At 65.7% G+C, this 26,834-nt stretch carries 27 protein-coding genes; 20 read left to right on the top strand and 7 right to left on the bottom strand.

Annotation, left to right across the window (positions count from 1 at the left end):
• Position 1: 1 nt before the first annotated feature.
• From pheA to ACSQ25_RS17940, 11 genes are all read left to right on the top strand, one after another.
• Positions 2-1,072: a prephenate dehydratase gene (pheA, locus tag ACSQ25_RS17990; RefSeq protein ID WP_436107035.1), complete on the top strand. Its 1,071-nt coding sequence runs from the start codon at positions 2-4 to the stop codon at positions 1,070-1,072.
• A gap of 26 nt (positions 1,073-1,098) precedes the next feature.
• Positions 1,099-2,202 carry a histidinol-phosphate transaminase gene (gene hisC, locus ACSQ25_RS17985; RefSeq protein WP_436107034.1) on the top strand — a complete coding sequence of 368 codons (1,104 nt, stop codon included), beginning with the start codon at positions 1,099-1,101 and terminating at the stop codon, positions 2,200-2,202.
• Entirely contained in the window at positions 2,203-3,108 is a 906-nt protein-coding gene (locus tag ACSQ25_RS17980; protein WP_436107033.1) for a prephenate dehydrogenase, read from the top strand. It abuts the gene before it with no gap.
• Positions 3,105-4,436: a 3-phosphoshikimate 1-carboxyvinyltransferase gene (gene aroA, locus ACSQ25_RS17975; RefSeq protein ID WP_436107032.1), complete on the top strand. Its 1,332-nt coding sequence runs from the start codon at positions 3,105-3,107 to the stop codon at positions 4,434-4,436. Before ACSQ25_RS17980 ends, aroA begins: the two co-directional genes overlap by 4 nt.
• Positions 4,437-4,448: 12 nt before the next feature.
• On the top strand, positions 4,449-5,111 hold the full coding sequence (cmk, locus tag ACSQ25_RS17970) for a (d)CMP kinase (RefSeq protein ID WP_436107031.1): 663 nt from the start codon (positions 4,449-4,451) through the stop codon (positions 5,109-5,111).
• A gap of 280 nt (positions 5,112-5,391) precedes the next feature.
• A complete protein-coding gene (gene rpsA / locus ACSQ25_RS17965; protein ID WP_436107030.1) occupies positions 5,392-7,098 on the top strand; it encodes a 30S ribosomal protein S1 in 1,707 nt (568 codons plus the stop codon).
• Between the two features lie 20 nt (positions 7,099-7,118).
• Positions 7,119-7,424 carry an integration host factor subunit beta gene (locus ACSQ25_RS17960; protein WP_036216108.1) on the top strand — a complete coding sequence of 102 codons (306 nt, stop codon included), beginning with the start codon at positions 7,119-7,121 and terminating at the stop codon, positions 7,422-7,424.
• Positions 7,425-7,719: 295 nt separating this feature from the next.
• The gene (locus ACSQ25_RS17955) at positions 7,720-8,037 is read left to right on the top strand and encodes a LapA family protein (protein ID WP_436107029.1); all 318 of its coding nucleotides are present in this window, start codon (positions 7,720-7,722) and stop codon (positions 8,035-8,037) included.
• A 33-nt stretch (positions 8,038-8,070) separates the two neighbouring features.
• The gene (gene lapB, locus ACSQ25_RS17950; RefSeq protein ID WP_436107028.1) at positions 8,071-9,246 is read left to right on the top strand and encodes a lipopolysaccharide assembly protein LapB; all 1,176 of its coding nucleotides are present in this window, start codon (positions 8,071-8,073) and stop codon (positions 9,244-9,246) included.
• Positions 9,247-9,258: 12 nt separating this feature from the next.
• Positions 9,259-10,236 carry a D-glycero-beta-D-manno-heptose-7-phosphate kinase gene (rfaE1, locus tag ACSQ25_RS17945; RefSeq protein WP_436107027.1) on the top strand — a complete coding sequence of 326 codons (978 nt, stop codon included), beginning with the start codon at positions 9,259-9,261 and terminating at the stop codon, positions 10,234-10,236.
• Positions 10,237-10,335: 99 nt separating this feature from the next.
• On the top strand, positions 10,336-10,695 hold the full coding sequence (locus ACSQ25_RS17940; protein WP_436107026.1) for a ComEA family DNA-binding protein: 360 nt from the start codon (positions 10,336-10,338) through the stop codon (positions 10,693-10,695).
• Between the two features lie 45 nt (positions 10,696-10,740).
• On the opposite strand, the gene ACSQ25_RS17935 is transcribed toward ACSQ25_RS17940, so the two are convergent.
• Together ACSQ25_RS17935 and ACSQ25_RS17930 are read right to left on the bottom strand one after the other, a co-directional pair.
• The gene (locus ACSQ25_RS17935) at positions 10,741-11,091 is read right to left on the bottom strand and encodes a hypothetical protein (protein ID WP_436107025.1); all 351 of its coding nucleotides are present in this window, start codon (positions 11,089-11,091) and stop codon (positions 10,741-10,743) included.
• 77 nt (positions 11,092-11,168) lie between these two features.
• Positions 11,169-11,528 (bottom strand): DUF2200 domain-containing protein, encoded by a 360-nt coding sequence (locus ACSQ25_RS17930; protein ID WP_436107024.1) that lies wholly within the window; start codon positions 11,526-11,528, stop codon positions 11,169-11,171.
• Positions 11,529-11,727: 199 nt separating this feature from the next.
• Here ACSQ25_RS17930 and ACSQ25_RS17925 point away from each other — a divergent pair, with 199 nt between their 5' ends.
• From ACSQ25_RS17925 to cysM, 6 genes are all read left to right on the top strand, one after another.
• Positions 11,728-13,350 (top strand): methyl-accepting chemotaxis protein, encoded by a 1,623-nt coding sequence (locus tag ACSQ25_RS17925; RefSeq protein ID WP_436107023.1) that lies wholly within the window; start codon positions 11,728-11,730, stop codon positions 13,348-13,350.
• Between the two features lie 128 nt (positions 13,351-13,478).
• Positions 13,479-14,012 (top strand): DUF4142 domain-containing protein, encoded by a 534-nt coding sequence (locus ACSQ25_RS17920; RefSeq protein ID WP_436107022.1) that lies wholly within the window; start codon positions 13,479-13,481, stop codon positions 14,010-14,012.
• 10 nt (positions 14,013-14,022) lie between these two features.
• Entirely contained in the window at positions 14,023-14,355 is a 333-nt protein-coding gene (locus ACSQ25_RS17915) for a cupredoxin domain-containing protein (protein ID WP_436107021.1), read from the top strand.
• Between the two features lie 12 nt (positions 14,356-14,367).
• Positions 14,368-15,066 carry an RNA polymerase sigma factor gene (locus ACSQ25_RS17910; protein WP_436107020.1) on the top strand — a complete coding sequence of 233 codons (699 nt, stop codon included), beginning with the start codon at positions 14,368-14,370 and terminating at the stop codon, positions 15,064-15,066.
• 64 nt (positions 15,067-15,130) lie between these two features.
• Positions 15,131-16,534 carry a M20/M25/M40 family metallo-hydrolase gene (locus ACSQ25_RS17905; RefSeq protein WP_436107019.1) on the top strand — a complete coding sequence of 468 codons (1,404 nt, stop codon included), beginning with the start codon at positions 15,131-15,133 and terminating at the stop codon, positions 16,532-16,534.
• A gap of 98 nt (positions 16,535-16,632) precedes the next feature.
• A complete protein-coding gene (cysM, locus tag ACSQ25_RS17900; protein ID WP_436107018.1) occupies positions 16,633-17,535 on the top strand; it encodes a cysteine synthase CysM in 903 nt (300 codons plus the stop codon).
• 115 nt (positions 17,536-17,650) lie between these two features.
• Here the strand turns inward: cysM and ACSQ25_RS17895 are convergent, their stop codons facing one another.
• The 5 genes from ACSQ25_RS17895 to ACSQ25_RS17875 form a co-directional block, all read right to left on the bottom strand.
• Positions 17,651-17,986 (bottom strand): hypothetical protein, encoded by a 336-nt coding sequence (locus ACSQ25_RS17895; protein WP_036216124.1) that lies wholly within the window; start codon positions 17,984-17,986, stop codon positions 17,651-17,653.
• 452 nt (positions 17,987-18,438) lie between these two features.
• Entirely contained in the window at positions 18,439-19,632 is a 1,194-nt protein-coding gene (gene mltB / locus ACSQ25_RS17890) for a lytic murein transglycosylase B (protein ID WP_436107017.1), read from the bottom strand.
• On the bottom strand, positions 19,629-21,638 hold the full coding sequence (locus tag ACSQ25_RS17885; protein WP_436107016.1) for a transglutaminase TgpA family protein: 2,010 nt from the start codon (positions 21,636-21,638) through the stop codon (positions 19,629-19,631). Before ACSQ25_RS17885 ends, mltB begins: the two co-directional genes overlap by 4 nt.
• Positions 21,635-22,648, bottom strand: a complete 1,014-nt coding sequence (locus tag ACSQ25_RS17880; RefSeq protein WP_436107015.1) for a DUF58 domain-containing protein — start codon at positions 22,646-22,648, stop codon at positions 21,635-21,637. Before ACSQ25_RS17880 ends, ACSQ25_RS17885 begins: the two co-directional genes overlap by 4 nt.
• Complete coding sequence (locus ACSQ25_RS17875; protein ID WP_436107014.1) at positions 22,649-23,569, bottom strand: AAA family ATPase; 921 nt, start codon at positions 23,567-23,569, stop codon at positions 22,649-22,651.
• 174 nt (positions 23,570-23,743) lie between these two features.
• Between ACSQ25_RS17875 and ACSQ25_RS17870 the strand changes: the two genes are divergently transcribed.
• The 3 genes from ACSQ25_RS17870 (at position 23,744) to ACSQ25_RS17860 (ending at position 26,832) form a co-directional block, all read left to right on the top strand.
• A complete protein-coding gene (locus ACSQ25_RS17870) occupies positions 23,744-24,673 on the top strand; it encodes a histone deacetylase family protein (protein WP_436107013.1) in 930 nt (309 codons plus the stop codon).
• A 73-nt stretch (positions 24,674-24,746) separates the two neighbouring features.
• Entirely contained in the window at positions 24,747-25,628 is an 882-nt protein-coding gene (locus ACSQ25_RS17865; RefSeq protein WP_436107012.1) for a hypothetical protein, read from the top strand.
• Positions 25,603-26,832 carry a hypothetical protein gene (locus ACSQ25_RS17860; protein WP_436107011.1) on the top strand — a complete coding sequence of 410 codons (1,230 nt, stop codon included), beginning with the start codon at positions 25,603-25,605 and terminating at the stop codon, positions 26,830-26,832. The genes ACSQ25_RS17865 and ACSQ25_RS17860 overlap by 26 nt, the downstream gene beginning before the upstream one ends.
• Positions 26,833-26,834: the final 2 nt, after the last annotated feature.

Raw genomic sequence — 26,834 nt, 5'->3', positions numbered from 1 at the left:
GATGAATGACAAACTTCTCCCCCTGCGCGAACAGATCGATGCGATCGACGCGCAAATCCTCGACCTCCTGAGCCGGCGCGGCCAGATCGCCCAGCAGGTCGGCCACGTCAAGGCCGAGACCAACGCGCCGGTGTTCCGTCCCGAGCGCGAAGCCCAGGTGCTGCGCGGCGTGGCCGAGCGCAATCCCGGCCCGCTGAAGGACCGCGACGTCCAGACCATCTTCCGCGAGATTATGTCGTCCTGCCGCGCGCTGGAAAAGCGCGTGACGGTGGCCTATCTCGGCCCTTCCGGCACCTTCAGCGAGCAGGCCGTGTACCAGCAGTTCGGCACCGCCATCGAGACGCTGCCCTGCGTCTCGATCGATGAGGTGTTCCGCGCCACCGAGGCCGGCACCGCCGACTTCGGCGTGGTCCCGGTCGAGAACTCGTCCGAGGGCGCGATCAACCGCACCCTCGACCTGATGCTGGCCACGACCACCGTGATCAGCGGCGAGATCTCGATCCCGGTCCACCACAGCCTGATGACCAAGACCGGCAGCATGGATGGCGTGCGCGTGGTGTGCGCCCACTCGCAGGCCCTGGCCCAGTGCCAGGTCTGGCTCAACCTGCACCATCCGGGCGTCGAACGCCGCGCGGTGGCGTCCAATGCCGAAGCCGCGATCCTGGCCAGCCAGGATCCGAGCGTCGCGGCGATCGCCAGCGAGATGGCGGGCGAGCAGTACCAGCTCGGCGTGGTGCAGGCCCACATCCAGGACGACCCGCACAACCGCACCCGCTTCGCCGTGATCGGCAGCCTGGAAACGGGACCCTCGGGCCGCGACCACACCTCGATCGTGCTGGCCGTGCCGAACAAGGCCGGCGCCGTCTACAACCTGCTGGCGCCGCTGGCGAAGCACGGCGTGTCGATGACCCGCTTCGAGTCGCGCCCGGCGCGCATCGGCACCTGGGAGTACTACTTCTACGTCGACATCGAGGGCCATGTGCGCGATGCCGCCGTCGCCCGCGCCCTCGGCGAGCTCAAAGACAACGCCGCCTTCTTCAAGGTCCTGGGTTCCTACCCGCAGAGCCTCTGATTTCACTTACTTATTTCGAGAATCCCATGTCGCAACTCGGTCCAGATTACGTCCGCGCCATCGCCCCTTACCAGGCCGGCAAACCCATCGCTGAAGTCGCCCGTGAGTTCGGCCTCGACGAAGCCAAGATCGTCAAGCTCGCCTCGAACGAAAACCCGTTCGGCGTGCCGGAGTCGAGCCGCGCCGCGATGGCCCAGGCAGCCGCCGACCTCGGCCGCTACCCGGACGCCAACGGTTTCGAACTGAAGTCCGCGCTGTCCGCACGCTACGACGTGCCGGCCGACTGGATTACCCTGGGCAACGGCAGCAACGACATCCTGGAAATCGCCGCGCATGCCTTCGTCCAGAAGGGCGAGGCCGTGGTGTATTCGCAGTACTCGTTCGCGGTGTACGCGCTGGCCACGCAGGGCGTGGGCGGCCGCGCCATCGTGGTCCCGGCCGTGGACTACGGCCACGACCTGGACGCGATGGCCGCTGCCATCGATGCCGACACCCGCCTGGTCTACGTCGCCAACCCGAACAACCCGACCGGCACCTTCATCCCGGCCGCGCAGATCGAAGCCTTCCTGCAGAAAGTGCCGGCCAACGTGGTCGTGGTGCTGGACGAGGCCTACAACGAATACTTGGCGCCCGAACACCAGTTCGAGTCGAGCCAGTGGGTGCGCAAGTATCCGAACCTGGTCGTCTCGCGCACCTTCTCCAAGGCCTACGGCCTGGCCGGCCTGCGCGTGGGCTTCGCCATCGCCCAGCCGGCGGTGACCGACCTGATGAACCGCATCCGCCAGCCCTTCAACGTCAATTCGCTGGCCCAGGCCGCCGCGATCGCCGCGCTCAACGACAAGGCTTTCCTGGAGAAGGGTGCGCAGAACAACGCCGCGGGCTACCAGCAGCTGACCGCCGCTTTCGACGAGCTGGGCCTGCAGTACGTGCCGTCCTTCGGCAACTTCGTGCTGGTGAAGGTCGGCGACGACGACCAGGCCGGCGCGCGCGTCAACCTGGCCCTGCTGAAGCAGGGCGTGATCGTGCGCCCGGTCGGCAACTACGGCCTGCACCAGTGGCTGCGCATCTCGATCGGCCTGCCGGAAGAGAATGCGGCCTTCATCTCAGCATTGAAGAAGGTGCTCGGCTGAATGATTGACCGCCTCGTCATCGTCGGCGTCGGCCTGATCGGCGGTTCCTTCGCGCTGGCGCTCAAGGCGGCCGGCCAGGTGGCCAAGGTCGCCGGACTGGGCCGTTCGCCGGAAGCGATGGCGCGCGCACTGGAGCTGGGCATCATCGACGAGATCTGCGCCTCGCCGCAGGAAGCCATGCGCGGCGCCGACCTGGTGCTGCTGGCCGCGCCGGTGGGGCAGACCGGAGCGATCCTGGCGTCGCTGCTGCCGCACCTCGAACCGCAGACCATCATCACCGACGCCGGCAGCACCAAGTGCGACGTCGTGGCTGCGGCCCGCGCGGCGCTGGGTGGGCGCATTGGGCAGTTCGTGCCGGGCCACCCGATCGCCGGCAGCGAATCGAACGGGCCGGATGCCGCCATGGCCGGCCTGTACCGCGGCAAGAAGACTGTGCTGACGCCGCTGCCGGAGAATCTGCCTGCCGACGTCGAACGCGTGGCCGCCGCCTGGCGCCACTGCGGTTCGCTCATCCATCGCCTGAGCCCCGCCGACCACGACCGCGTGTTCGCCGCCGTCAGCCACCTGCCGCACCTGCTGGCCTATGCGCTGGTGGACGACATCGCCGCCAAGCCGCACGCCGATCTGCTGTTCCAGTACGCCGCCAGCGGTTTCCGCGATTTCACCCGCATCGCCGGCTCCTCGCCGGAAATGTGGCGCGACATCAGCCTGGCCAACCGCGACGCCTTGCTTACCGAGCTGGATGCATATCTGGCACAATTGACTACATTGCGGGCGAGGCTCGCCGCCGCCGACGGTCCCGGCCTCGAAACCGTGTTTGCCAACGCCCAGCGCGCAAGGCAGGCATGGATCGAGGCGATCGAGGCCGGCTCGCCGCCTGCTCCGCAACACCAGGGAATAGAATGACGCAGTCTAAACACTACCCGCAGCACATCGACCTCGAACCCGTGATCCACGTGGAGGGATCGGTGCGCCTGCCGGGCTCCAAGAGCATCTCGAATCGCACCCTGCTGCTGGCGGCGCTGTCCGAAGGTACGACCACCATCCACGACCTGCTGGCCTCGGACGACACCATGGTGATGCTGGGCGCGCTGCGCTCGCTCGGCATCCAGTGGGATGAAGTCGACGAGCGCACCGTGGTCGTCCACGGCAAGGGTGGCGTGCTGCCGGTCCACGAGGCCGACCTGTTCATGGGCAATGCCGGCACCGCGATCCGTCCGCTCACCGCCGCACTGGCCGTGATCGGCGGCGACTACACCCTGCATGGCGTGTCGCGCATGCACGAGCGTCCGATCGGCGACCTGGTCGATGCGCTGAACGAGGTCGGCGCCCAGATCGAGTACACGGGCGAGCCGGGCTTCCCGCCGCTGCGCATCCGCCGCGGCCACATCCACGCCAACCGCATGGCGGTGCGCGGCAACGTGTCGAGTCAGTTCCTGACCGCGCTCCTGATGGCCGCACCGCTGATGGCGACCACCCATGCCGTGTCGATCGATGTGGTGGGCGAGCTGATTTCCAAGCCCTACATCGAAATCACCCTGAACCTGATGCGCCGCTTCGGCGTGACGGTCGAGCAGAACGGCTGGTCCTCGTTCACCGTGCACCCGGGCCAGCGCTACCGCTCGCCGGGCAGCATCCACGTCGAGGGCGACGCTTCCTCGGCCTCCTACTTCCTGGCGGCCGGCGCGATCGCCGGCGGTCCGGTGCGCGTGGAAGGCGTGGGCGAGAACAGCATCCAGGGCGACGTGCGCTTCGCCGACGCGCTCGAGCGCATGGGCGCCATCATCACGCGCGGCGAAAACTGGATCGAGGCGCGTTCGAATGGCGTGCTGAAGGCGATCGACGCCGACTTCAACCACATCCCGGACGCCGCGATGACCATCGCCGTGGCCGCGCTGTACGCCGACGGCACCAGCACGCTGCGCAACATCGCCAGCTGGCGCGTGAAGGAAACCGACCGCCTGGCGGCCATGGCGCTTGAATTGCGCAAGGTCGGCGCCGAGGTGGAGGAGGGGCCGGACTACATCCGCATCACCCCGCCCGAGCAGCTGAAACCCGCCACCATCGACACCTACGACGACCACCGGATGGCCATGTGCTTCTCGCTGGCTTCGCTCGACGGCAAGGCGCGGCGCGGCAACGCGATGCGCATCAACGACCCGAAATGCGTGGCCAAGACCTTCCCGGAGTATTTCGAGGCCTTCGCGGGTATTGCAAAGAACGATTTGTTTTGACGATTGGATAACATGCCGAACAATCCCATCCCCGTCATCGCCATCGACGGCCCGACCGCGTCCGGCAAGGGTACCGTCGCCGCCAAGGTCGCCGAGCGCCTCGGCTTCCACCTCCTCGACTCGGGCGCGTTGTACCGCCTGACGGCCTTGCAGGCGATGCGCCGCGGCATCGAGCTGCGCGACGAGCACGGCATCGCCAAGCTGGCCGAGCACCTGCCGGCCCGCTTCGTGGGCGGGGATATCTTCCTGAACAACGAGAACGTCAGCGGGGCGATCCGGGCCGAGGAAGTCGGCAACATGGCCTCGAAAATCGCCGCGCTGCCGACCGTGCGCCAGGCCCTCTACGCCCTGCAGCTGGGCTTTCGCGAGACCCCCGGCCTGGTGGCCGACGGGCGCGACATGGGCACGGTGATCTTTCCCGGCGCGAAATTAAAAGTTTTCTTGACCGCAAGCGTGGAGGCAAGGGCGCAACGCCGGTATAAGCAATTGATTGACAAAGGGTTTTCTGCTAATATGGACGATCTCCTGAAGGATTTGAAGGAGCGAGACGAGCGCGACACCAAGCGCGCGATCGCTCCCCTGGTCCCGGCGGAGGATGCGCACTTGCTCGATACCTCGAACATGACGGCTGCGGAAGCGGTCGAACAGGTACTCGCCTGGTATGCGCATGCATGAGTTTGAAATGACGGTTGAGAAGAGTCGTTAGCTTCGAGACCGTCATTCCGGCGCAGGCCGGAATCCAAGTTGGGTGCACCGCCGTCGGCTTGAGTCATCGCCATGGTGGCTGCGCTGACAAACTTGGGTCCCGGCCTTCACCGGGACGACGTGCTGAAGAGCACATCGTCCTTGTAGGGTGCCTGCGACAGCATCCCGCCATCGCAGGCGTGTTTCAACCTAACCCCAGTTCAGTCCGCACTAACGCCGGCCTGCTGGGCTAACCTGAGTAATATCCTTTATGTCTACTGCAACCACCCAAGATACCGGTATGGAAAGCTTTGCCGCCCTGTTTGAAGAATCGCTGTCGCGTCAAGACATGCGTTCGGGCGAAGTCATCTCCGCCGAAGTCGTGCGTCTGGATCACAACTTCGTGATCGTCAACGCCGGCCTGAAGTCGGAAGCTTTCATCCCGGTCGAAGAATTCAAGAATGACCAGGGCGAACTGGAAGTCCAGATCGGTGACTTCGTCTCCGTGGCCATCGAATCGCTGGAAAACGGTTTCGGCGATACCATCCTGTCGCGCGACAAGGCCAAGCGCCTGGCATCGTGGCTGGCTCTGGAAAAAGCAATGGAATCGGGCGAGATCGTCACCGGTACCGTCAACGGTAAAGTCAAAGGCGGCCTGACCGTCCTGACCAACGGCATCCGCGCATTCCTGCCGGGTTCGCTGGTCGACACCCGTCCGGTCAAGGACACCACCCCGTTCGAAGGCAAGACCCTGGAATTCAAGGTCATCAAGCTGGACCGCAAGCGTAACAACGTCGTCCTGTCGCGTCGCGCCGTCATCGAAGCATCGATGGGCGAAGAGCGCGCCAAGCTGATGGAAACCCTGAAAGAAGGCACCGTGGTTACCGGCGTCGTCAAGAACATCACCGACTACGGTGCGTTCGTCGACCTGGGCGGCATCGACGGCCTGCTGCACATCACCGACCTGGCATGGCGCCGTGTGCGTCACCCGTCGGAAGTGCTGTCGGTTGGCCAGGAAATCACCGCCAAGGTCCTCAAGTACGACCAGGAAAAGAACCGCGTCTCGCTGGGCGTCAAGCAGCTGGGCGACGATCCTTGGACCGGTCTGTCGCGTCGCTACCCGCAGGGCACCCGTCTGTTCGGCAAGGTCACCAACCTGACCGACTACGGCGCGTTCGTGGAAGTCGAGCAGGGCATCGAAGGCCTGGTGCACGTCTCGGAAATGGACTGGACCAACAAGAACGTGGCTCCGAACAAGGTTGTCCAGCTGGGCGACGAAGTCGAAGTCATGGTCCTGGAAATCGACGAAGAGCGTCGCCGTATCTCGCTGGGCATGAAGCAGTGCAAGGCGAACCCATGGGACGACTTCGGCATGACCCACAAGAAGGGCGACAAGGTCAAGGGTTCGATCAAGTCGATCACCGACTTCGGCGTGTTCATCGGCCTGCCGGGCAACATCGACGGCCTGGTGCACCTGTCGGACCTGTCCTGGACCGAAGCCGGCGAAGAAGCCGTGCGTCGCTTCAAGAAGGGCGACGAGCTGGAAGCCGTGGTCCTGGCCATCGACGTCGAGCGCGAGCGTGTCTCGCTGGGCGTGAAGCAGCTGGAAGGCGACCCGTTCAACAACTTCGCTTCGCTGAACGACAAGGGCACCCTGGTCACCGGCACCGTGAAGTCGGTTGAGCCGAAAGGCGCCGTCATCGCGCTGAACGACGAAGTCGAAGGCTACCTGCGCGCTTCGGAAATCTCGCGTGACCGCGTGGAAGACGCCGGCACCCACCTGAAAGTGGGCGACAAGGTCGAAGCTCTGGTCATCAACATCGATCGCAAGGCTCGCAGCATCCAGCTGTCGATCAAGGCGAAAGACAATGTCGAGACCCAGGAAGCAATGAGCAAGCTGGCCAACGACAACAGCGCTGCTTCGGGCACCACCAGCCTGGGCGCACTGCTGAAGGCCAAGTTCGACAACAAGGGTTAATTCCTTTCTGAGGCGACCAGATGACCAAGTCCGAGCTGATCAACCGCCTGGCTGAGCGTTACTCTCAGCTGGTGGCGAAAGACGCGGAATTCGCTGTCAAGACCATCCTCGACGCGATGACCAACGCCCTGGCGACTGGTCAGCGCATCGAGATCCGCGGTTTCGGCAGTTTCGCGTTGAACAGCCGGCCACCGCGCATCGGCCGCAACCCGAAGTCCGGCGACAAGGTGATGGTGCCCGAAAAACGGGTGCCTCACTTCAAGCCTGGCAAGCAGTTGCGCGAGCGGGTGGACGCGATGGTCGGGCAACCGATCATGGAAGACTGAAGTCGTCTGCTAGCGAGCAGACAAGAACGGCGTCCCTTTTGGGATGCCGTTTTTTTTTCGTGCTGAGTTATTGGTCTGCACGTGAAATTGGGTTCCCGCCTTCGCGGGAACGACGGTCTTGAGGCTAACGGTAAACTCAAACAACGTCATCCCGGCGCAGGCCGGGATCCAATTCCCTCGCGCAGCGTTAACTCTTCCTCGCACCACATACCGCCGAGCACCACCAAGCCTTTTGAAATATCATGTTGGATATGCGACACTTCGCCTTTGCGCACTCAACCAGCAGGCACTATCGATGAAATTTGTTTCAACCATCGCCGGCATCATTCTGTTCGTCCTGTTCTTCGGCTTCGCGCTGAAGAACACCCAGGAAGTCGAGCTCCATCTCTTCCTGGGCTACGTGCTGCGCGGGCCGCTCGTGCTGATGCTGCTGGCCTTCTTCATCGCCGGCGCCGCACTCGGCATCCTCGCACTGACGCCGACCGTGTTCCGCCAGCGCCGCCAGACCTCGCAGCACAAGAACACCATCCAGGCCCTGCAGAGCGCCGCCGGTACCGGCAACGCACAGCCGGCGCCGGATGTGGTGAACCCGGCGCAGAAACTGGCGCAATAAGCTGTTCAGACAGCGCACACAGAACAAGAACACATGGAATTCGAAATCTGGATGCTCCTCGGCATCCCATTCTTCTTCGGCCTGGGCTGGATCGCCGCCCGCGTCGACATCAAGGAACTGGTCTCCGAATCGCGCAGCCTGCCGCGCGGCTACTTCAAGGGCCTGAACTACCTGCTCAACGACCAGCCGGACAAGGCCATCGATTCCTTCATCGAGATCGTCAAGCTCGACCCGGAATCGGCCGACATGCACTTCGCCCTCGGCAACCTGTTCCGCCGCCGCGGCGAGATCGAGCGCGCCATCCGCGTCCACCAGAACCTGCTGGCGCGTCCCGACCTGCCGAGCGAGCAGAAGGCGCACGCGCAATATGAGCTGGGGATGGACTACCTGAAGGCCGGCCTGCTCGACCGCGCCGAGGAAACCTTCAACCTGCTGGTCGACACGCCCTTCGAGGTGCAGGCACGGCGCGCGCTGCTCGAGATCTACCAGCGCGAAAAGGAATGGCGCCGCGCGATCGACGTCGCGGTCGGTCTGCAGGAATCGGGCGCCGGCGCGCGCCAGAAGGAAATCGCCCAGTTCTATTGCGAGCTGGCCCAGGACGCCCTGGTGCACCTGCAGCCGAGCGATGCCATGCAGCTGCTGGAGAAGGCCCTGCAGGCCGACCGCTCCAGCGTGCGCGCCACCATCCTGATCGGCGACGCCCAGCTGGCCCAGGGCGATACCGAAGCGGCCCTGGTCACCTGGCGCCGCGTCGAACACCAGAGCGTCCCGCACGTGGCCCTGGTGGCGCAACGCCTGATGGACGGCTACCGCAAGGTGGGCCGGCCGCAGGAAGGCGTCAACCTGCTGCGCGCCTACCTGGCCGAAGCCTCGTCGATCGACCTGATCGAGGTGGTGTTCAAGGCCGTGATCGAACTCGACGGCGTGGAAGCTGCCAAACAACTGGTGATCGAGGAACTGCGCCGCAATCCGACCCTGCTGGGCCTGGACAAATTGCTGGAGGCACGCCTGATGGACGCCCCGGCCCACGTCTGGGAAGAGCTGTCGATGGTGAAGAACCTGGTGCAGCGCTACACCCAGAAGCTGGCGCGCTACCAGTGCAGCCACTGCGGCTTCAAGGCGCGCCAGTTCTACTGGCAGTGCCCGGGCTGCAGCCGCTGGGAAACCTACCCGCCGCGCCGCACCGAAGAACTGAATGTGATGAACTGACGCAGCAAACTTATGACCCATCCGATCCCGAGCCGCCTCCTGACGGCAGACAGCTTCCGCCGCGAGGCGGCCCCTGAACTCGCACGCGTGCGCCTGCTGGTGGTGGGCGACGTCATGCTCGACCGCTACTGGTTCGGCGACGTCTCGCGCATCTCGCCGGAAGCGCCGGTGCCGGTGGTGCGCATCGAGCGCCGCGAGGAGCGCCTGGGCGGCGCCGCCAACGTGGCGCGCAACGCCGCCGCACTGGGCGCGCATACCGGCCTGCTGGGCGTGACCGGCAATGACGAAGCGGGCGACGAAGTCGAGAAGCTCTTGAAGGGCGCCGGCATCCACAGCTACCTGAAGCGCGACGACGCGATCTCCACCATCATCAAGCTGCGCGTCATCGGCCGCCAGCAGCAGATGGTGCGCATCGACTTCGAGGATGCGCCCACCGAGACCGTGCTGCGCGACAAGCTCGACCAGTTCCGCGCGCTGCTGCCCGACTACGACGTCGTGATCCTGTCCGACTACAACAAGGGCGCGCTGGTGAACGTGGCCGAGATGGTGAAGGAAGCCCGCGCCGCCGGCAAGATCGTGTTGGTCGACCCCAAGGGCGACGATTTCTCGCCCTACCAGGGCGCCAGCATCCTGACCCCGAACCGCTCGGAACTGCAGCGCGTGGTCGGCGGCTGGAAGACCGAGGAGCAGCTGACCGCCAAGGCGCAGAACCTGCGGGTCGAGCTCGGACTGGAGGCGCTGCTCCTGACGCGCTCGGAAGAGGGCATGAGCCTGTACAGCGCCGACGAGGTGCTGCACGTGCACGCCGACGCGCGCGAAGTCTTCGACGTCTCGGGCGCGGGCGACACCGTCATCGCGACCCTGGCCGCGATGCTGGGCGCGGGCGCGCCGCTGGCCGAAGCCCTGGCCACCGCCAATCGTGCGGGCGGCATCGTGGTCGGCAAACTGGGGACGGCAACCGTCACGCGGGAAGAACTGTTCCCTGGTTGAGTTACGTCAAGCCAGGGCCGTCAACGGCGGCCCGGCAGCTTCGTTAGGGCAGGATGGATGGCGCCGCCGTCCATTTTGTGAACCTACGGAGAACCATCAATGATCAAGAAACTGATGCTTGCTGTTGCCGCGCTGGTCGCCTCGACCGGTATCGCCTTCGCCCAGGTGGACGTCAACAAGGCCGACGCGGCCGCATTGGACGGCCTCAAGGGCGTGGGGCCGAGCATGTCGAAGATGATCCTCGACGAGCGCGCCAAGGGCGAGTTCAAGGACTGGGCCGATTTCCAGGAGCGCATCAAGGGCGTGAAGGGCAAGAAGGCCATGAAGCTGTCCGAAGCCGGGCTGGTGGTGAACGGCAAGCCGATGGAGGCCGCGGCTGCCAAACCGGCCAAGGCGCAAAAGACGTCGGCCAAGGCGGATGCGAACGCCAAGCCTGCCGAGCAGAAAGCTGCGATGTAAACGGAAAAACCCGCGGCGACGCGGGTTTTTTACTGGTGCGCCGGCTTATTGGCGGATGCGGACGTCGATGTTCACTTGGGGATCGCGCCGGTCATAGCGGTCGTAGTCCGGGTAGTAGTTCGAGTTCGCCGGGTAGTAGCCTTGCTGCACGACCGGGCGCGCATAGCGACGGTCGTCATAGCGGTGGTCCGAATAATGGCGGTCCTGGCGCTTGCACTTGCGCTTTTCCTTGTAGTCGCCGTCCTTCTCCCATTTCCGTTCGACCTTGCAGTTGCCGTCCCAGTACTCCTGCTTGTACTCGCGGCCATGACGGCCGTCTTTCCATGAGTCTGCCAGGGCGACGGACGACACCGATGCAAGCGTAACCAACAAGAGTGACATGGCTGTTTTTTTCATGATGGGGCTCCCTGATCTGTATCGATCCATTCTAGGCGAGCCCGGCCGGTGTTCCGGTCCGATTGTGTTATGGAATGTTACGGCGCCGGCTGGCGCAGGATCTTCTCCATGGCCTTGCCCTTGGCAAGTTCATCAACCAGTTTGTCCAGGTAGCGGATCTTGCGCATCAAGGAATCTTCGACTTCTTCCACGCGGACGCCGCAGACGAGGCCCGTGATCAGCGCGCTGTTCGGGTGCATACATGGCGCCTCGTCGAAAAAGGTCTTGAAACTGCTTTCCTGCTCGAGTTGCCGCTTCAGTCCGGCAGCGTCATAACCCGTCAGCCAGCAAATGATTTGGTCGACTTCTTCCTTCGTTCTTTGCTTCTTTTGCGCCTTCTCGATGTACATCGAATACACCTTGGCGAATGCTGTCCCGAATATGCGGTGCTCAGGCATGTGATTCTTTCCTCATTGGAGGTGACGATAGACACTTACGTCAAAAATAATTGCTACGCAGGCAATGAAGATGTCGTTTTCCTACAAGTAATTGATGAATTTGAGCAAAATTACAAGGCACGTGTTATATTTACTCGTTGCTATTTGGAAATAGTCCCGGCTCCCCGAGGCGCCGGTCCGTCCTGTCCATCACTTCGTCATGAACAAAAAATCCCTCACCATCGGCATGCGCCTGACTGCCGGCTACGGCGCCGTTTTCTTCCTCATGATCGTCCTGACGGCGCTGGCAATCAGCCGCGTCGGCGACATCGGCCGTGTCCTCAACCATATCAACGACGTCAACAATGTCAAGCAGCGTTACGCGATCAATTTCCGGGGGAGCGTGCATGACCGCGCGATCGCTCTGCGCGACGTCGTACTGACCGCCGATCCGGCCGGTGCCGCGGCGCCGGTGAGCCTGATCAAGACCCTGGACGACAACTATGCGCGCTCGGCGCAGCCCATGGACAAGCTGTTCCAGGACCTGGACGGAATCCTGCCGGCCGAGAAGGATGCCCTGGCGGCGATCAAGGAGCAGGAGCGCCGTGCCAAGCCGCTGATCGAGCGCGTCATCGCATTGCACGCCGCCGGCCAGGGGCAGGAAGCCGCAGCGCTGCTGTCGCAGGCGGCGGCGCCGGCCTTCGTGGACTGGCTCGCGAGCATCAACACCTTCATTGACCTGCAGGAAAAACTGAACAACGAGCAGGCGGCCGGCGCGCGCGCGATGGCTTCGGGATTCCTCGGATGGATGACCTTGCTGTGCCTGGGCGCGATCGCGGTCGGCGCGGCAGGTGCGTGGTACATCGCACGGGGCCTGCTGCGCCAGCTCGGCGGCCAGCCGGACTATGCGGCGTCGATCGTCGCCGCCATCGCTGCGGGCGACCTGGGCGTGAAGATCGATACCGCGCCAGGCGATCGCGGCAGCCTGCTGTTCGCCATGAAGGGCATGCGCGACAGCCTGGTCGCCATCGTCGGGCAGGTGCGTAAGGGCACGATGAGCATTGCCAGCGTGTCGACCGAGCTCGCGGACGGTAACCGCGATCTCTCCAGCCGTACCGAGCGCCAGGCCAGCACGCTGGAAGCGACCGCCGCTTCGGTCGAGCAGCTCACCGCGACCGTGCGCCAGAATGCCGACAACGCGCGTCAGGCCAATGCGCTGGCCGAATCCGCGTCGGCAGTCGCGGTGCGTGGCGGTTCCGTCGTGTCCCAGGTGGTCGAAACGATGGCATCGATCAACGATTCGTCGAAGAAGATCGTGGACATCATTGGCGTGATCGATGGCATCGCCTTCCAGACCAATATCCTGGCGCTGAATGCCGCAGTCGAAGCAGCGCGCGCAGGGGAGCAGGGCCGTGGCTTCGCGGTGGTGGCAAGCGAAGTGCGCAACCTGGCGCAACGCTCCGCCGCAGCGGCCAAGGAAATCAAAGGGCTGATCGGCAGCTCGGTCGAGCGTGTCGAAGCAGGTGCGCGCCAGGTGGACGAAGCCGGCGCGACCATGAAGGACATTGTCCATTCCGTGCGCCGCGTGACCGATATCATGGCGGAGATCACGCACGCCAGCGGCGAGCAGAGTGCCGGCATCGGCCAGGTCAATGAGGCCATCGGCCAGATGGACGAGGCCACCCGCCAGAACGCGACCCTGGTGCAGGAAGCCACGACGGCGGCGGCCTCGCTGGAGGCGGAAGCGGAGCGCCTGGCCCGGGTCGTGAGCGTGTTCCGCCTCGACGAGGCCAGGGACGGCGCGCCCCCACGGCCGGCACAGCTGGCGATCGCCGGGCACTGATCACGAGGGCTGCTGCAGCGCGTGGGCCACACCCATCGCGCTGCATGCATCTCATGCAACGTAGGCAGGTCACGCGACATCTAATGTCAGTAAGGCAAACCACTCAAACCTGACACAAGGAGCACACCATGAACTTCCTGTCGCACAAAATGATCGCCGCCGCCATGGCGGGCGCATTCACCCTGGCCAGCGCGGCCGCCCTGGCCCAGGCCGCGCCCGACGATGCGCAGATCGCCGGCATCGTCGTCGCGGCGAATACCGTCGATATCGATGCGGGCAAGCTTGCCCAGAAGATGACGAAGAACGCCGAAGTCCGGGCATTCGCGAAGCAGATGGTGACCGATCACTCAGGCGTCAACAAGCAGGCCGTGGCGCTGGTAACCAGGCTCAAGGTGACGCCGCAGGACAGTGAGCTGAGCAAGAGCCTGACACAAGGCGGAAACGAGAACCTCGCCAAGCTCAAAACGCTCAAGGGCAAGCAATTCGACAGGGCATACGTACAGCACGAAGTCGTTTACCATCAGGCCGTGATCGATGCACTGGACAAGACCCTGATCCCGCATGCGAAACACCCCGAGCTGAAGGAAACGCTGGTCAAGGTACGGCCGGCATTCGTCGCCCACCTCGAACACGCCAAGCACCTCGAGGCTGCGCTCAAATAGGGAGGCTGCCATGTGGCTGCGCGAAACAATGAGCCTGGCGGCAGTGCTCCTGCTGCTGGCGCCGGCAATGGCGGTACGCGCGGCCCCGGCCGTGCACACCGTCGTGATCGACGGCATGCGCTTCATCCCCGAGACGCTGGAAGTCAGGCGCGGCGACACGGTCATCTGGCGCAACAAGGATCCTTTTCCCCACACCGCCACCGCCATTGCCAGCGGCGGCGGACCGGCCTCGCCGAACATCGCCGCCGGGGAGAGCTGGAAGTTCAAGGCGACAAAGAAGGGCCGCCATGACTACCTGTGCACGCTGCACCGCACGATGAAGGGGAAGCTGGTCGTCAAATGAGGAAACCGATCGATGGAATTGCACGCCGAGTATGACCCGAAGCAGGCCAGCGGACAGGCGCTCATGGCCATGGTGGCGGCCGGCGACCAGGGCGCCTTCGAAGTGTTGATGCGCAAGCACAACCAGCTTCTGTTCCGCACCGCGCGCAGCATCGTGCGCGACGAGGCGGAGGCGGAAGACGTGGTCCAGGAGGCCTACCTGCTGGCCTACCGCAAGGCCGCCGGCTTCCGCGGCGAGGCCAACCTGTCGACCTGGCTGGTGCGCATCGTCGTCAACGAAGCGAGCGGACGGCTGCGCAAGCAGCGGCGCCGGGCCGACATCATCCAGCTGGTGCCGGGCGGGGATGGCCTTGATGAGGAGGAGGGCAGCATGGACGACGCATTCGGCGCAGCGCCCGAAGCACCCGACGAAGCTGCGCTGCGCGCCGAAGCGCGCAGGCTGATCGAGGCACGCATCGACGCCTTGCCCGACAAGCTGCGCACGGTGTTCGTGCTGCGCGCCATCGAGGACCTGTCGGTGCAGGAGACGGCGGAGGCCTTGGGCATTCCCGACGTCACGGTGCGCAGCCAGTTCTTCCGTGCCCGCGGCCTGTTGCGCGAAGCGCTGGCGCGCGACTTCGACAATGCGGCAGCGTCGGCCTTCTCCTTCGACGGGGAGCGCTGCGACCGCATCGTGGCGGGCGTGCTGGCACGCCTGCCATGTATTGACTGACACCAAGCAATTCGCATGAGAAGATGTGCTTGTCATCTGCACTTCACAAACCAGAAAGGTACTCATGCCTCACGCCCGCATCTCATCCTCCCTGCTGGCCGCACTGCTCGCCGTTACCGCCGCGTCTGTTACCACTGCGGTAGTCGCCGCACCCGCAACGCCGGCCACCCCGGCAGCGCCCGACCTCAAGCGCCAGCAGCCCCAGATCAACAAGATCCTCGCCGACATCTCACCCAAGCGCATGGAAGCCTATGTCGCCAAGCTGGTGAGCTTCGGCACCCGCCACACGATGTCGGAAACCGAATCGGAGACGCGCGGCATCGGCGCGGCCCGCCGCTGGATCAAGGCCGAACTGGAACGCTGCGGCGCCGGCACGCCGCTGCAGGTTTCGTTTGATAGCCACATCGCCCCGGTGTCGGCACGCATTTCGCGCCCGACCGAGATCGTCAATGTGGTCGCCACCCTGCCGGGTACCCAGGAAGCCGCGAAGGACCGCATCTACGTGGTCAGCGGCCACTACGATTCGCGCGTCAGCGACGTGATGAACTACACCGCCGACGCCCCGGGCGCCAACGACGACGCCTCCGGCACCGCGGCCACCATGGAACTGGCCTGCGTGATGGCCAAGCACAAATTCGACGCCACCATCGTCTTCATGGCGGTGGCGGCCGAAGAGCAGGGCTTGCTGGGCGCCCGCCACTGGGCCACCCAGGCACGCCAGAAAAACCTGAACATCGCCGGCATGTACACCAACGACATCATCGGCAGCTCGCGCGCCGACAATGGCAAGGTGGACAACAAGCAGGTGCGCCTGTTCTCGCAGAGCATTCCCGCGACCAAGGAAATGAGCGAGGCCGTGCGCCAGCTGGTGGCCACCGGCGGCGACAGCGATTCGCTCTCGCGCCAGCTGGCCCGCCATACCAAGGAGCAGGGCGAGCGCTACGTGAAGGGCTTCAAGGTCTCGGTGATCCACCGCGCCGACCGTTACCTGCGTGGCGGCGACCACATGCCTTTCCTGGAGCAGGGTTACGCGGCGCTGCGCTTCACCGAGCCGGCCGAGGACTTCGCGCACCAGCACCAGGACCTGCGTACCGAAAACGGCAAGGTCTATGGCGACATGATCGAGTTTAATGATTACGACTACATCGCCAAGGTGACCAGGGTGAACGCCGCGGCGCTGGCATCGCTGGCACTGGCTCCGGCCGCGCCGCAGAACGTCAAGCTGCGCACCGACAGGCTGACCAATGATTCGACCCTGGTGTGGCAGGCAAACGCCGAACCGGACGTGGCGGGCTACCGCGTCGTCTGGCGCGAGACCACCGCCTCCGACTGGCAGGGCGCCAAGTGGGTCGGCAATGTCACCGAGGCGACCATCGACCTGTCGAAGGACAATGTGTTCTTCGGCGTGCAGGCAGTCGACAAGGACGGCAACGTGAGCGTCGCCACCTATCCGCTGCCGCAACGCTGATCCGGCAGCGCCTGGGCCGGCCCGCCGGGGCCGGCCCAATACGCCTCCTTGCTGTCCGGATTAGAATAGCGGTTTAGGAAATCGCGAGAGAGCAAGGAATGGCTTACAAGACCATCGAAGACACGATCGGCAATACCCCGCTGGTACGCCTGGTGCGCCTGCCCGGCGCCGATGCGGCGGCCCGCAACAACATCATCCTCGGCAAGCTCGAAGGCAACAATCCGGCCGGCTCGGTGAAGGACCGTGCCGCCATGTCGATGCTGCGCGGCGCCGAAGAGCGCGGCCAGATCAAGCCGGGCGACACCCTGATCGAAGCCACCAGCGGCAACACCGGCATCGCGCTGGCCATGGCGGCCGCCATCCGCGGCTACAAAATGGTGCTCCTGATGCCGGACAACCTGTCGATCGAGCGCCGCCAGAGCATGGCGGCCTATGGCGCGCAGATCATCCTCACCCCGAAATCGGGCGGCATGGAATACGCACGCGACATGGCCGAGCAGATGCAGAAGAACGGCGAGGGCATCATCCTCGACCAGTTCGGCAACCAGGACAACCCGCGCGCCCACTACGAGAGCACCGGTCCGGAAATCTGGCGCGACACCGAAGGCCGCGTCACCCACTTCGTCAGCGCCATGGGCACCACCGGCACCATCATGGGCGTGTCGCGCTACCTGAAGGAGCAGAATCCGGCGGTGCGCATCGTCGGCGCCCAGCCTGAAGAAGGCTCGTCGATCCCGGGCATCCGCAAGTGGCCGGAAGCCTACCTGCCGAAGATCTACGACAAGGCACGCGTGGACCAGGTGGAACCGGTGAGCCAGGCCGCGGCGGAACAGATGGCGCGCCGCCTGGCGGCCGAAGAAGGCATCTTCTGCGGCATCTCGGCCGCCGGCGCCTGCGAAGTGGCGCTGCGCATCTCCCAGACCGTCGAGAACGCGACCATCGTGTTCGTCGTGTGCGACCGCGGCGACCGCTACCTGTCGACCGGCGTGTTCCCCGCCTGAGCTTCAGCGCGCCGCCAAATAAAAAAGCCATCCTGAGGGATGGCTTTTTACTATGTGCAACTTTTGACGCGCCCGGAAGCAGCGCCAACGCGGCGCTTCCCGCGCCACGCGACGATTACGCTTCTTTCGGAGCGGCGCCTTCTTTCGGCTTGAACTGCTTGTCGCTGATGCGGAACTTGGCGCGGCGGTCACCCATGAGGTAGCGCAGGTCGCGGATCGACAGGTCGCTCACTTCGTGCATGCGGATCAGCAGCGAGGCGCCGACCGGCAGGCGGTGGTGGCGGATCTTCGAGATCACCGGTGGTGCGACTTCCAGCGCGCGCGACAGGGCAGCGTCGTTCTTCAGGCGCAGGTTCTCGATCAGGGTGTCGAGCAGGCGGTTCGGGTTGTACTGCAGGAGCTCATCGGACTCCGAATCGCTATTCATATCAATGCCGACTTGGTTTGTCATGATTCAATATCCTATTTTGGGTTGGGCGGAGCCCCATGCGGCCCTCGGCTCCAGGCTTCGGTATTATTTCGTAATTTTCTATTCAATTGTACAACTAATTTCTTATCTGATACTTAATGGCAATAAAAATCAGATGAACTCATTCAGGATTGTTGTCTTATCGCAACAATAGCCTCAATGCAATTCTCTCATAATCTCACTGAAATATTAATTGTTTTTTGGTTAATCACCAGTGTATAGGCAAGGGGGATTTAGTGCCGCACGGTATGAAAAACACTGACAGATTTGCAAGAAAGACGGGGGTATGACGGGAGGGAGGATGTTTCTACAGAGAATCTGCACGAAACCACCCTATACCCCCGGGGGGTATGGGGCTGCCGAGGCCGGCCAGGAAGGAAGAAAAACCGGGAAAGCAGTTACAAATCGATACAAACTTTCCTGCGGGGCAATGCTCAGCCGCCGCGTGAAGCACGCACGGCGCGACCAAGCTCGATCACCGACATCGCATAGAAGTAACTGCGGTTGTATTTCGTGATGGCAAAGAAGTTGTCGTTCGCCACCCAGTACTCGGTCGGCTCGGCGCCGTTCTGCAGGTCGACCAGCCCGTACGGCCGCTCCGCAGGCAAGGCGGCCTCGGTGACGACGCCGGCCGCGCGCAGCTCTTCGGGGCGCAGGGTCGCTGCCAGCCCGCGCTCGAGCAGCGGCTCCCAGGCCTGGCTCGGCGAGACCTCGGCCGGGGTGGCCGGATTGCCGCGGTATTCCGGGTTCCAGCCATGCTGGATCAGGAAATTGGCGACGCTGCCGATCGCATCTTCCGGCGAATTGCGCAGGTCGATCTGGCCATCCGCATTGAAATCCACGCCGTACTTCAGGATATTGCCGGGCATGAATTGCGGCATGCCGACTGCGCCCGCGAAGGAACCCAGCAGCGAGAACGGATCGATCTTGTGCTCACGGGCGAACAACAGGGTCTGCGCCAGTTCGCTGCGGAAGAAGGCCATGCGGCTGCTGCGGTTCGGCGTCTCGGGGTAGGCGAAAGCGAGCGTCGCCAGGGTGTCGAGCACGCGGAACTTGCCGGTATCGCGGCCGTAGATGGTCTCGACCCCGATGATGCCGACAATGATCTCGGCCGGCACGCCGTACGCCGCTTCCGCGCGCGCCAGCGTCTCGGCGTTCTCGTTCCAGAAGCGCACGCCGGCGGCGATGCGGATCGGCTCGATGAAGCGCGCGCTGTAGGCCTGCCAGTTCTTCGGCTTGCCCGGCGGCGCCGGCTTGACCAGCTGTACCGCCGAATCGATGAAGCGCGCCTGGCCAAACAGCGATTCCAGCCAGGCGCGGTCGAAGCCGTGCTGCGCGCTCACGTCGTCCATGAACGCGCGCACCGCCTGCCATTCCAGGAAGTTGTGGTGTTCGCCGTCGTAGTCGATCACGGCCGCCGCCGGGGCGGCCTTCAGCACCCGGGTCGACTTGATGGAGACGCGCTTGCCAGCCTTGCCTGCGGCCTTGGCCTTCCTGGCTTTGTTGGCTTTGGCCTTGGACTTGGCAGGGCTGGACGCGGCGTGCGGATCCTTCGCGGCGGCGAGCGCCTGCCCGGCCGGGGCAAAGGCGATTGCCAGCGCGGCAAACAGGGGAACGATCGATTTCATCTGACTTGCGACAGTAATCTCTTCAAGGTAGCGGCCAGCTGCCGGGTGGCCGCTTGATGGGGCCCGGGCTGGGGCGGCGCATAGCGCCAGGCGCTAAAGCGGCGCAAGAACTCGGCGGCGGCTTCGCGTGATGGCGGCACCAGCTGTTGCGAGGCCGCGATCCGGGCCGCATAGGCGGTGGGCCCTTCGTCCGCTGCACGTGCCAGGCCCAGTTGGGCAAGACGCTTGCATAGGGAAGAGTATACCGCCTCGATCGGATCAATTTCCCTACGGAGATAGAAAATTCTGCCCAGAAGCAACACTCCGGCGCCAAGCATGATCAAGCCGGCAACGCGCCAGCCGGCCAGGCTCGCGCCCAGCTCTTGCAGGAAGCCGCGCTGGCGTTCGGGCGTGTAGTTCAGCACCCACTGGTTCCAGCCGTTGTTGATGGCGCCGAAGGCATTGCGCATGCGTCCCAGCAGCGAATCGGCGCCGGGCTCGAACAGGGACAGGCCGCGCAGGGCATCGATGCCGAACGGGGCCGGCCGCTCGACCGCGGCGGCGAGGTTGCGGCGTATCCGCTCCGGCGCCACGGCGGCGGTCGGGTCGACCCGTATCCAGCCGCGCCCGCGCAGCCAGACTTCGGCCCAGGCATGGGCATCGGACTGGCGCACCGTGACGTAGCCGTCGAGCGGATTGGCTTCGCCGCCCTGGTAGCCGGTGACCACGCGCGCCGGGATGCCGGCCGCGCGCATCAGGAACACGAAGGCGCCCGAATAATGCTCGCAGAAGCCGGCCCGGGTCGAGTACAGGAATTCGTCGACCGAATGGCGGCCCAGCAGCGGCGGCTCGAGCGTGTAGCTGTAGGGCTGCTCGCGGAAGCGGCGCAGCACCAGCGCGATGCGGCGTGCCGGCAGCGGCTCCTTGCGCAGCGCCAGGCCGGCGGCCAGCGCCTGCGGGTTGTAGCCGTAGGGGAGCAGCAGCCACTGGTTCGGGTCGTCGAGCGCCTCGCGCCCGTCCAGCGCATAGTCCGGATAGGAGATCATCCGGTAGCGCACCCGCTCCGCCAGGGGGCGGTCGGTGCTCAGCTCGAACTGGTGCGAGACGCTGGCGCGGTAGCCCGGCAGCTCCGGCATGTGGCCGGCCATCTCGAGCGTGAACAGCCAGCGCGTCTCGGACGGCTCCAGCGTGATCTCGTAGCGCTGCGCCGGTCCGCGCACGCTCAGCGAGGTGCCGGACCGGGTGGCGATCGAGCCGCCGCGGGTCCAGGCCCTGCCGTCGAAGGCATCCAGCACCAGCCCGCGCCAGTACAGCTGTTCCTTGGGCGGCACCGGTCCTTCGAAGCGCACCCGGAAGGCCGGCTCGTCCGACATGGCCAGGCTCGACATCTCCCCCGGCGCCATGCGCTCCGACAGGCCGGACTTGCCGCCGCTGCCGGCGCCGCCCGGCATGCCCCACAGCGGGCTGCCCAGGCGTGGGAACACGAAGAACAGCACGACCGCGATCGGCGCCGCGAACAGCAGCATCCTGGCCCCCATCGCCAGGCGTGCGCGCAAGGACGGCACGGTAGCGGTGAACTGGAAGGACATCTGGGTGGTGAGCAGGGCCAGTACCGCCGCCACCATCAGCACGGCGGTGCCGATGCCCTGGGCGTAGAAGAAGTTGGTGAGCACCAGGAAGATGCACAGGAAGATCACGACATAGAGGTCGCGCCGCGCGTGCATCTCGAGCATCTTGAAGGCGACCAGCAGCACCAGCATGGCGACCCCGGCGTCGCGCCCGATCAGGGTCTGGTAGCTGAACTGGATGCCGGCCATGGCCGCCACCGCGATCGGCAGCAGCACCAGGGTGGACGGCATGCGCTTGCCGCGCAGCGTGACCGCGGCGCGCCAGGCCAGCGTCGCCGCGCACAGCAGGGACACCCACAGCGGCAGGTGGGCCGTGTGCGGCGCCAGCACCAGCACCGCACTGCCCAGAAGGAGGAGGGTATCGGCCTTGTCCCTTGGGAGTGAATTCAGGAACTTCATGCCGGCTCCCTGGCGCCGTACAGCGCCAGCGCGCGCAGGCAGGCCGCCTGGTGGGCGGCGCCCTTGCCGGCGTCGTAATGGAGGGTGCCGAGGCGGAAGGCGTAGGGCAGGGCGCGCTGTTCGGCATCCAGCACCCAGCGCGTCATGCGCGACAGGCGCAGCTCGAGGTCGAGCTGGACGGGCAAGAGGGCGAAGTCGAGTACCAGCTCGTCGCCCACGCCGCCTTCGAAATGCTTGGTGACGAGCTGGCCGCCCAGCGCCGGGTCGAGCCGCGCAATCTGGCGCCAGGCCAGCTGGCGCGGCGAGTCGCCCGCCTGGTAGCTGCGCACGCCGGCGAAATCGTCATGGCCGCCGGCCCGGCCGCTGCCGACGGCGTTGCCGCTCACCGGCAAGGGCGGCGCGCCTTCTTCCGGGCGCGGGTAGACCAGGGCCCGGGTGGCGGGACGCCAGTAGCTCCAGGCGCGGAACAGGCCGAGCGGGAAGCTGGTGGACAGCAGCACGCGCGCCGGCTGCAGCCAGCCGCGCGCGGCCGTGGGTACCCCCAGCAGCACGCTGGCGCTGCCGTGGGCGGCGATGTCGGTGACGTGGCGCTGTTCAGCTTTCCTGCCCGTGTCCGCGAAATCGATCCGGACGCCGTAGCGTGCCAGCGCGCTGCGGTTGGCGAGGTGCAGCTCGAACTGCGCTTCCTGGCCGGCGAAGACCGCCGGCACGCGGCCCTGCTGCAGGGCCAGGTGGGCCAGGTTGCGGTAGGTGAAGACCATGTCCACCAGCGCGCAGGACAGGACCAGGAAGCTCAGTGCGAAGCCCAGGCCGAGGCTGTAGTTGATGGAACCGATCAGGAGCACCAGCACCAGCACGGCGAAGCCGAGGCCGGCGCGGGTGGGCAGGATGAAGACGCGGCGCTGGCTCAGCACCACTTCGCCGGCGTCCAGCGTGCCGCGGCGCGGCAGCCACTTGCCGGTGGTGCGCCGCAGCCAGCCCCTGAATCCGCCCGAAGCCCCGCCCGCCATCTAGACCGGCACCGCTTTCTGCAGTTGCAGCACGAGGTCGCGGCTGGCCAGCGCCTGGCCGTGCGCCGCCTTGAGCGGGCGCAGGCGGTGCGCGCAGACCGGCACCAGCACCGCCTGGATGTCTTCGGGGATTACGTGGTCGCGGCCCTCGAGCGCGGCCCAGGCGCGGCCGGCCTGCAGCAGCGCGATCGCGGCGCGCGGCGACAGGCCCTCGGCGAACAGGCCGTTCTGGCGCGAGGCCTGGGCCAGCGCCTGCACGTAGCTGACCAGCGAGGCCGAGGCGTGGACTTCCTTGAGCGCGCGCTGGGCCTGGGCCAGCTGCTCCGGCTGCATCGCCGGCTCCAGGGCCCGCAGCATGGCGCGCCGGTCCTCGCCCATCAGCAGCGCGCGCTCGGCGGCGGCATCCGGGTAGCCCAGCGACAAGCACATCAGGAAGCGGTCGAGCTGCGACTCGGGCAGCGGGAAGGTGCCGACCTGGTTGGCCGGGTTCTGGGTGGCGATCACGAAGAAGGGTTCGGGCAGGGCGCGGGTGACGCCGTCGGCGCTGACCTGGCGCTCTTCCATGGCTTCGAGCAGGCCGGACTGGGTCTTGGGCGTGGCGCGGTTGATCTCGTCGGCCAGCAGCACCTGGGTGAAGATCGGGCCGGGATGGAACACGAAGCCGTTGGTCTCGCGCTCGTACACCGAGATGCCGGCCACGTCGGCCGGCAGCAGGTCGCTGGTGAACTGGACCCGGTTGAACTTCAGGCCGAGCGAGATCGCCAGCGCGTGCGCCAGCGTGGTCTTGCCGACGCCGGGCAGGTCTTCGAGCAGCAGGTGGCCGCCCGCCAGCAGGCAGGTCAGGGCCAGGCGGACCTGCTGGTCCTTGCCGACCACGACCTGGCTGACCTGGCGTGCGGCGGCATGCAGTTGATTGAACATGGTTGGGTTCCGGTGAACTGTTCGGAGCGGAGCCGGGCGCTCCCATGGTAGATTAGCGCCATTGGCAAGCTTTATACTCCGTCGGCAACAAGCCTTGGGTCGATTCTATGCGAGAACGGCCGCCGAGGTGCGCTATGGATGAGCAGGCACGGAACCAGTACACACGCGAGCACGATGAGCACAGCAATCTACAGCCACCCCGACTGCCTGAAGCACGAGATGGGCGAGTGGCACCCCGAATCGCCGGCGCGGCTGCAGGCGATCGACGACCAGCTGATCCTGGCCCGCCTGGACGGCCTGCTCGAGCAGCGCAGCGCGCCGCTCGCCGACCTGGCCGACGTCCTGCGCAACCACACGCCCGGCGCGCTGGCGCTGGTGCGCGACCACGTGCCGGCCGCCGGCGACTACTATCCGCTCGACGGCGATACCATCCTCTGTCATGACAGCTACCGCGCGGCGTTGCGCGCGGCCGGCGCGGCGGTGGCGGCGACCGACGCCGTGATCGCGGGCGAGATCGACAACGCCTTCTGCTCGGTGCGCCCGCCGGGGCACCATGCGACGCCGACCGAACCGATGGGGTTTTGCTTCTTCAATAACGTCGCGATCGCGGCGCGCCACGCGATGGAGGTGCATGGGCTGGAGCGCGTGGCCATCGTCGACTTCGACGTCCACCACGGGAACGGCACCGCGGACGCCTTCCGCAATGACCCGCGGGTGCTGATGGTGAGCCTGTTCCAGCATCCCTTCTATCCCTACTGCGACCCCGAGCCGATCACGGCCACCAGCGTCAACGTGCCGGTGCCGGCCATGTGCGACGGCGAGGCGGTGCGCAAGCTGGTCCTCGACTACTGGCTGCCGGCGCTGCACGCGCACCAGCCGCAGATGATCTTCATCTCGGCCGGTTTCGACGGCCATCGCGAGGACGACATGGGCGGTATTGGACTGCTCGAGGCCGACTATGCCTGGATCACGCGCCAGGTGATGGCGGTTGCCAAACAATATGCGCAAGGGCGCATCGTCAGCTGCCTCGAGGGCGGCTATGCACTGTCGGCATTGGGACGCAGCGTGGTGGCGCACCTGAAGGTGCTGGCCGAGCTCGAGTAGCTTTCGCAGCCCGGCGCGGAACGCAGTTCCGTTTCACCGCTCTAAGTCTCCACATGACAAAAAGGAGAACAAGGTGAAACCATTTCGGACTTTCTGCGCGCTCTGTCTGTTCCTCGTATCCGGCCTGGCAGCCGCCGCCAACTACACGCTCTGGATCAACGGCCGCGCCGGCGGCGCCGTGGGCGCCATCGGCAACTACAAGGACTTCAGCTACTGGGGACCGTCCTCGACGCCCGCCGGCGTCAACAAGAAGGCCGTCAACTGGGATGGCCGCAGCAGCATCGCCGCGCAGAGCGGCAGGGTGCGGGATGCGCTCGACTGCTTCTGCACCGGCACCAACTGGTGCTACATCGTCACCTACAGTGCCGGCGACCTGATGATGGGCTATACGCTGGCCAACTACGGCGGCTCGGCGCGCCTGAAGAAGAACGCCAGCCCGAACAGCAGCGGCGTGTGCGGCAACAGCGACGGGACTGCGCAGACCGGCTGGAACATCAAGTGGGTGCGCGCCGCCGCCGGTGCGGCCGGCGGTTCGGAGCTGTCGGATGCCGGTTCCTGGACCACTTCCGAACCGCTGGTGCAGGACCTCCGGACCACCACCGCGCGCGCGATGTACAACCACAACGACACGCGCAACGTCTGGTTCTACATGTACGCGGGCGCCAGGGGCACCGCCTACTCCTTCATCCTGCCGGGACAGGACGACGAGGTGGTCGCCTACCACAGCGCGGGCGGCGTCTCCGGCAGTTCGGGCGGCTCCTACTGCAATCCGGGGGACTGGTTCTGCAATGACCTGACCTACGGCACCGCCAACAACCAGGGCGGCCGCGCCAAGTGGAGCTACCACTCGGTCTTGTTCCGGGATGATGGCGAGGACTACAGCCACTACTTGAACGGCAACTGGGGCGGGATCACCGGCGTCGTGCGCAATGCCGTGGTGGGCAGTGCCCTTTAAGTCGAAAAAACCGCTGGTCGGGCTGGGCGTGGCGCTTGCCGTCGCGCTGGCCCTGTGGCTCGGGCGCGGCGAGCGCGAGGCGGCGCCGCAGCCCGCCTCGCGTCCGCCGCCGTCCGGGCCGCAATTCTTCGGCCAGGTGACTTCAAACCAGGGCCTGGCGATCCCGGACGAGCGCGCCGAAAGGCGCCGCCAGCTGATCGAGAACGTGCAGCTGACCGACCACAGCTATTGCAGCTACCGCGAGGGCAGCAAATACCCGATGGAGTCGCGTCCGGCCGCGCAGAACCCGGACCAGCTGCACCCGAACCAGCCCGTCACCGAGATGAACCCGATGCGGCTCGAAGGCGGCGGCAGCAACACCCAGGTGTTCCTGCAGACCTCGCAGTCGCGCGTCTACCTGGCCGCCGGCGAAGCGGCCGCGTTTTCACTGCGCGCGGTGGACGCCCAGGGCGCCACCGTGCCGGTCGTGATCACGCGTGCGGTGGCGGCAGGGATGACCTACGGCGCCAGCCGCCCGACGCCGCAGGTGGCCGTGCCCTTCGCGGACGATGGCGGCGGCGCCGACCCGGTGGCCGGCGACCATGCCTTCGCCGGCATCCTGGCGCCTAGCCAGACCGGCCTGGCCGGCTTCCACGGCACCATCCGCACGGAAGTACGCTACAGCGCGGGAGGGCGCAAGGGCTTCGCCCTGTTCGACGTGGTTTACACGCCGGTGCTGCCGGCCAGCTGGACCGGCCAGGTGCGCGAAGGGCTCGACCAGGGCTCGCTGGCCTTCTACCTGGGCCTGGACGTGCGCCAGCCCGGCCGCTACGTGGTCAGCGGCCGGATCGACGATGCGCGCGGCCGGCCTTTTGCCCTGGCCACCTTCAACGAGGTGCTCGGGGTAGGCGCGCGCGAGGTGAAACTGACGGTATTCGGCAAGCTGATGACGGATGGCGCGCCGGCGCTGCCCCTCCGGCTGCGCGACGTCGACGGCTACCTGCTGCGCGAAAACGTCGACCCCGACCGCCTGCTGCTGCCGCGCCTGGAAGGGCAGGTGTTCGCCAGCCGCACCCAGTCCCTGAAGGGTGTGTCGGATGCGGAATGGGAGAGCGAAGAGCGTGCGCGCTACCTGGCGGAATACGGGAAGGACCGCGCGGCCGCCAGGGAACAGCTGGCCGCCTTCGATCCGGGCCAGCCGCTGCCGCCGAGCGCCTGCCGCTGAGA

This window comes from Massilia sp. LjRoot122 (genome assembly GCF_964252725.1).
In the GTDB taxonomy this organism is placed as follows: domain Bacteria; phylum Pseudomonadota; class Gammaproteobacteria; order Burkholderiales; family Burkholderiaceae_D; genus Telluria.
Note: the sequence above shows the minus strand (reverse complement) of the source record. Positions and strands in the feature narration are given on the sequence as shown.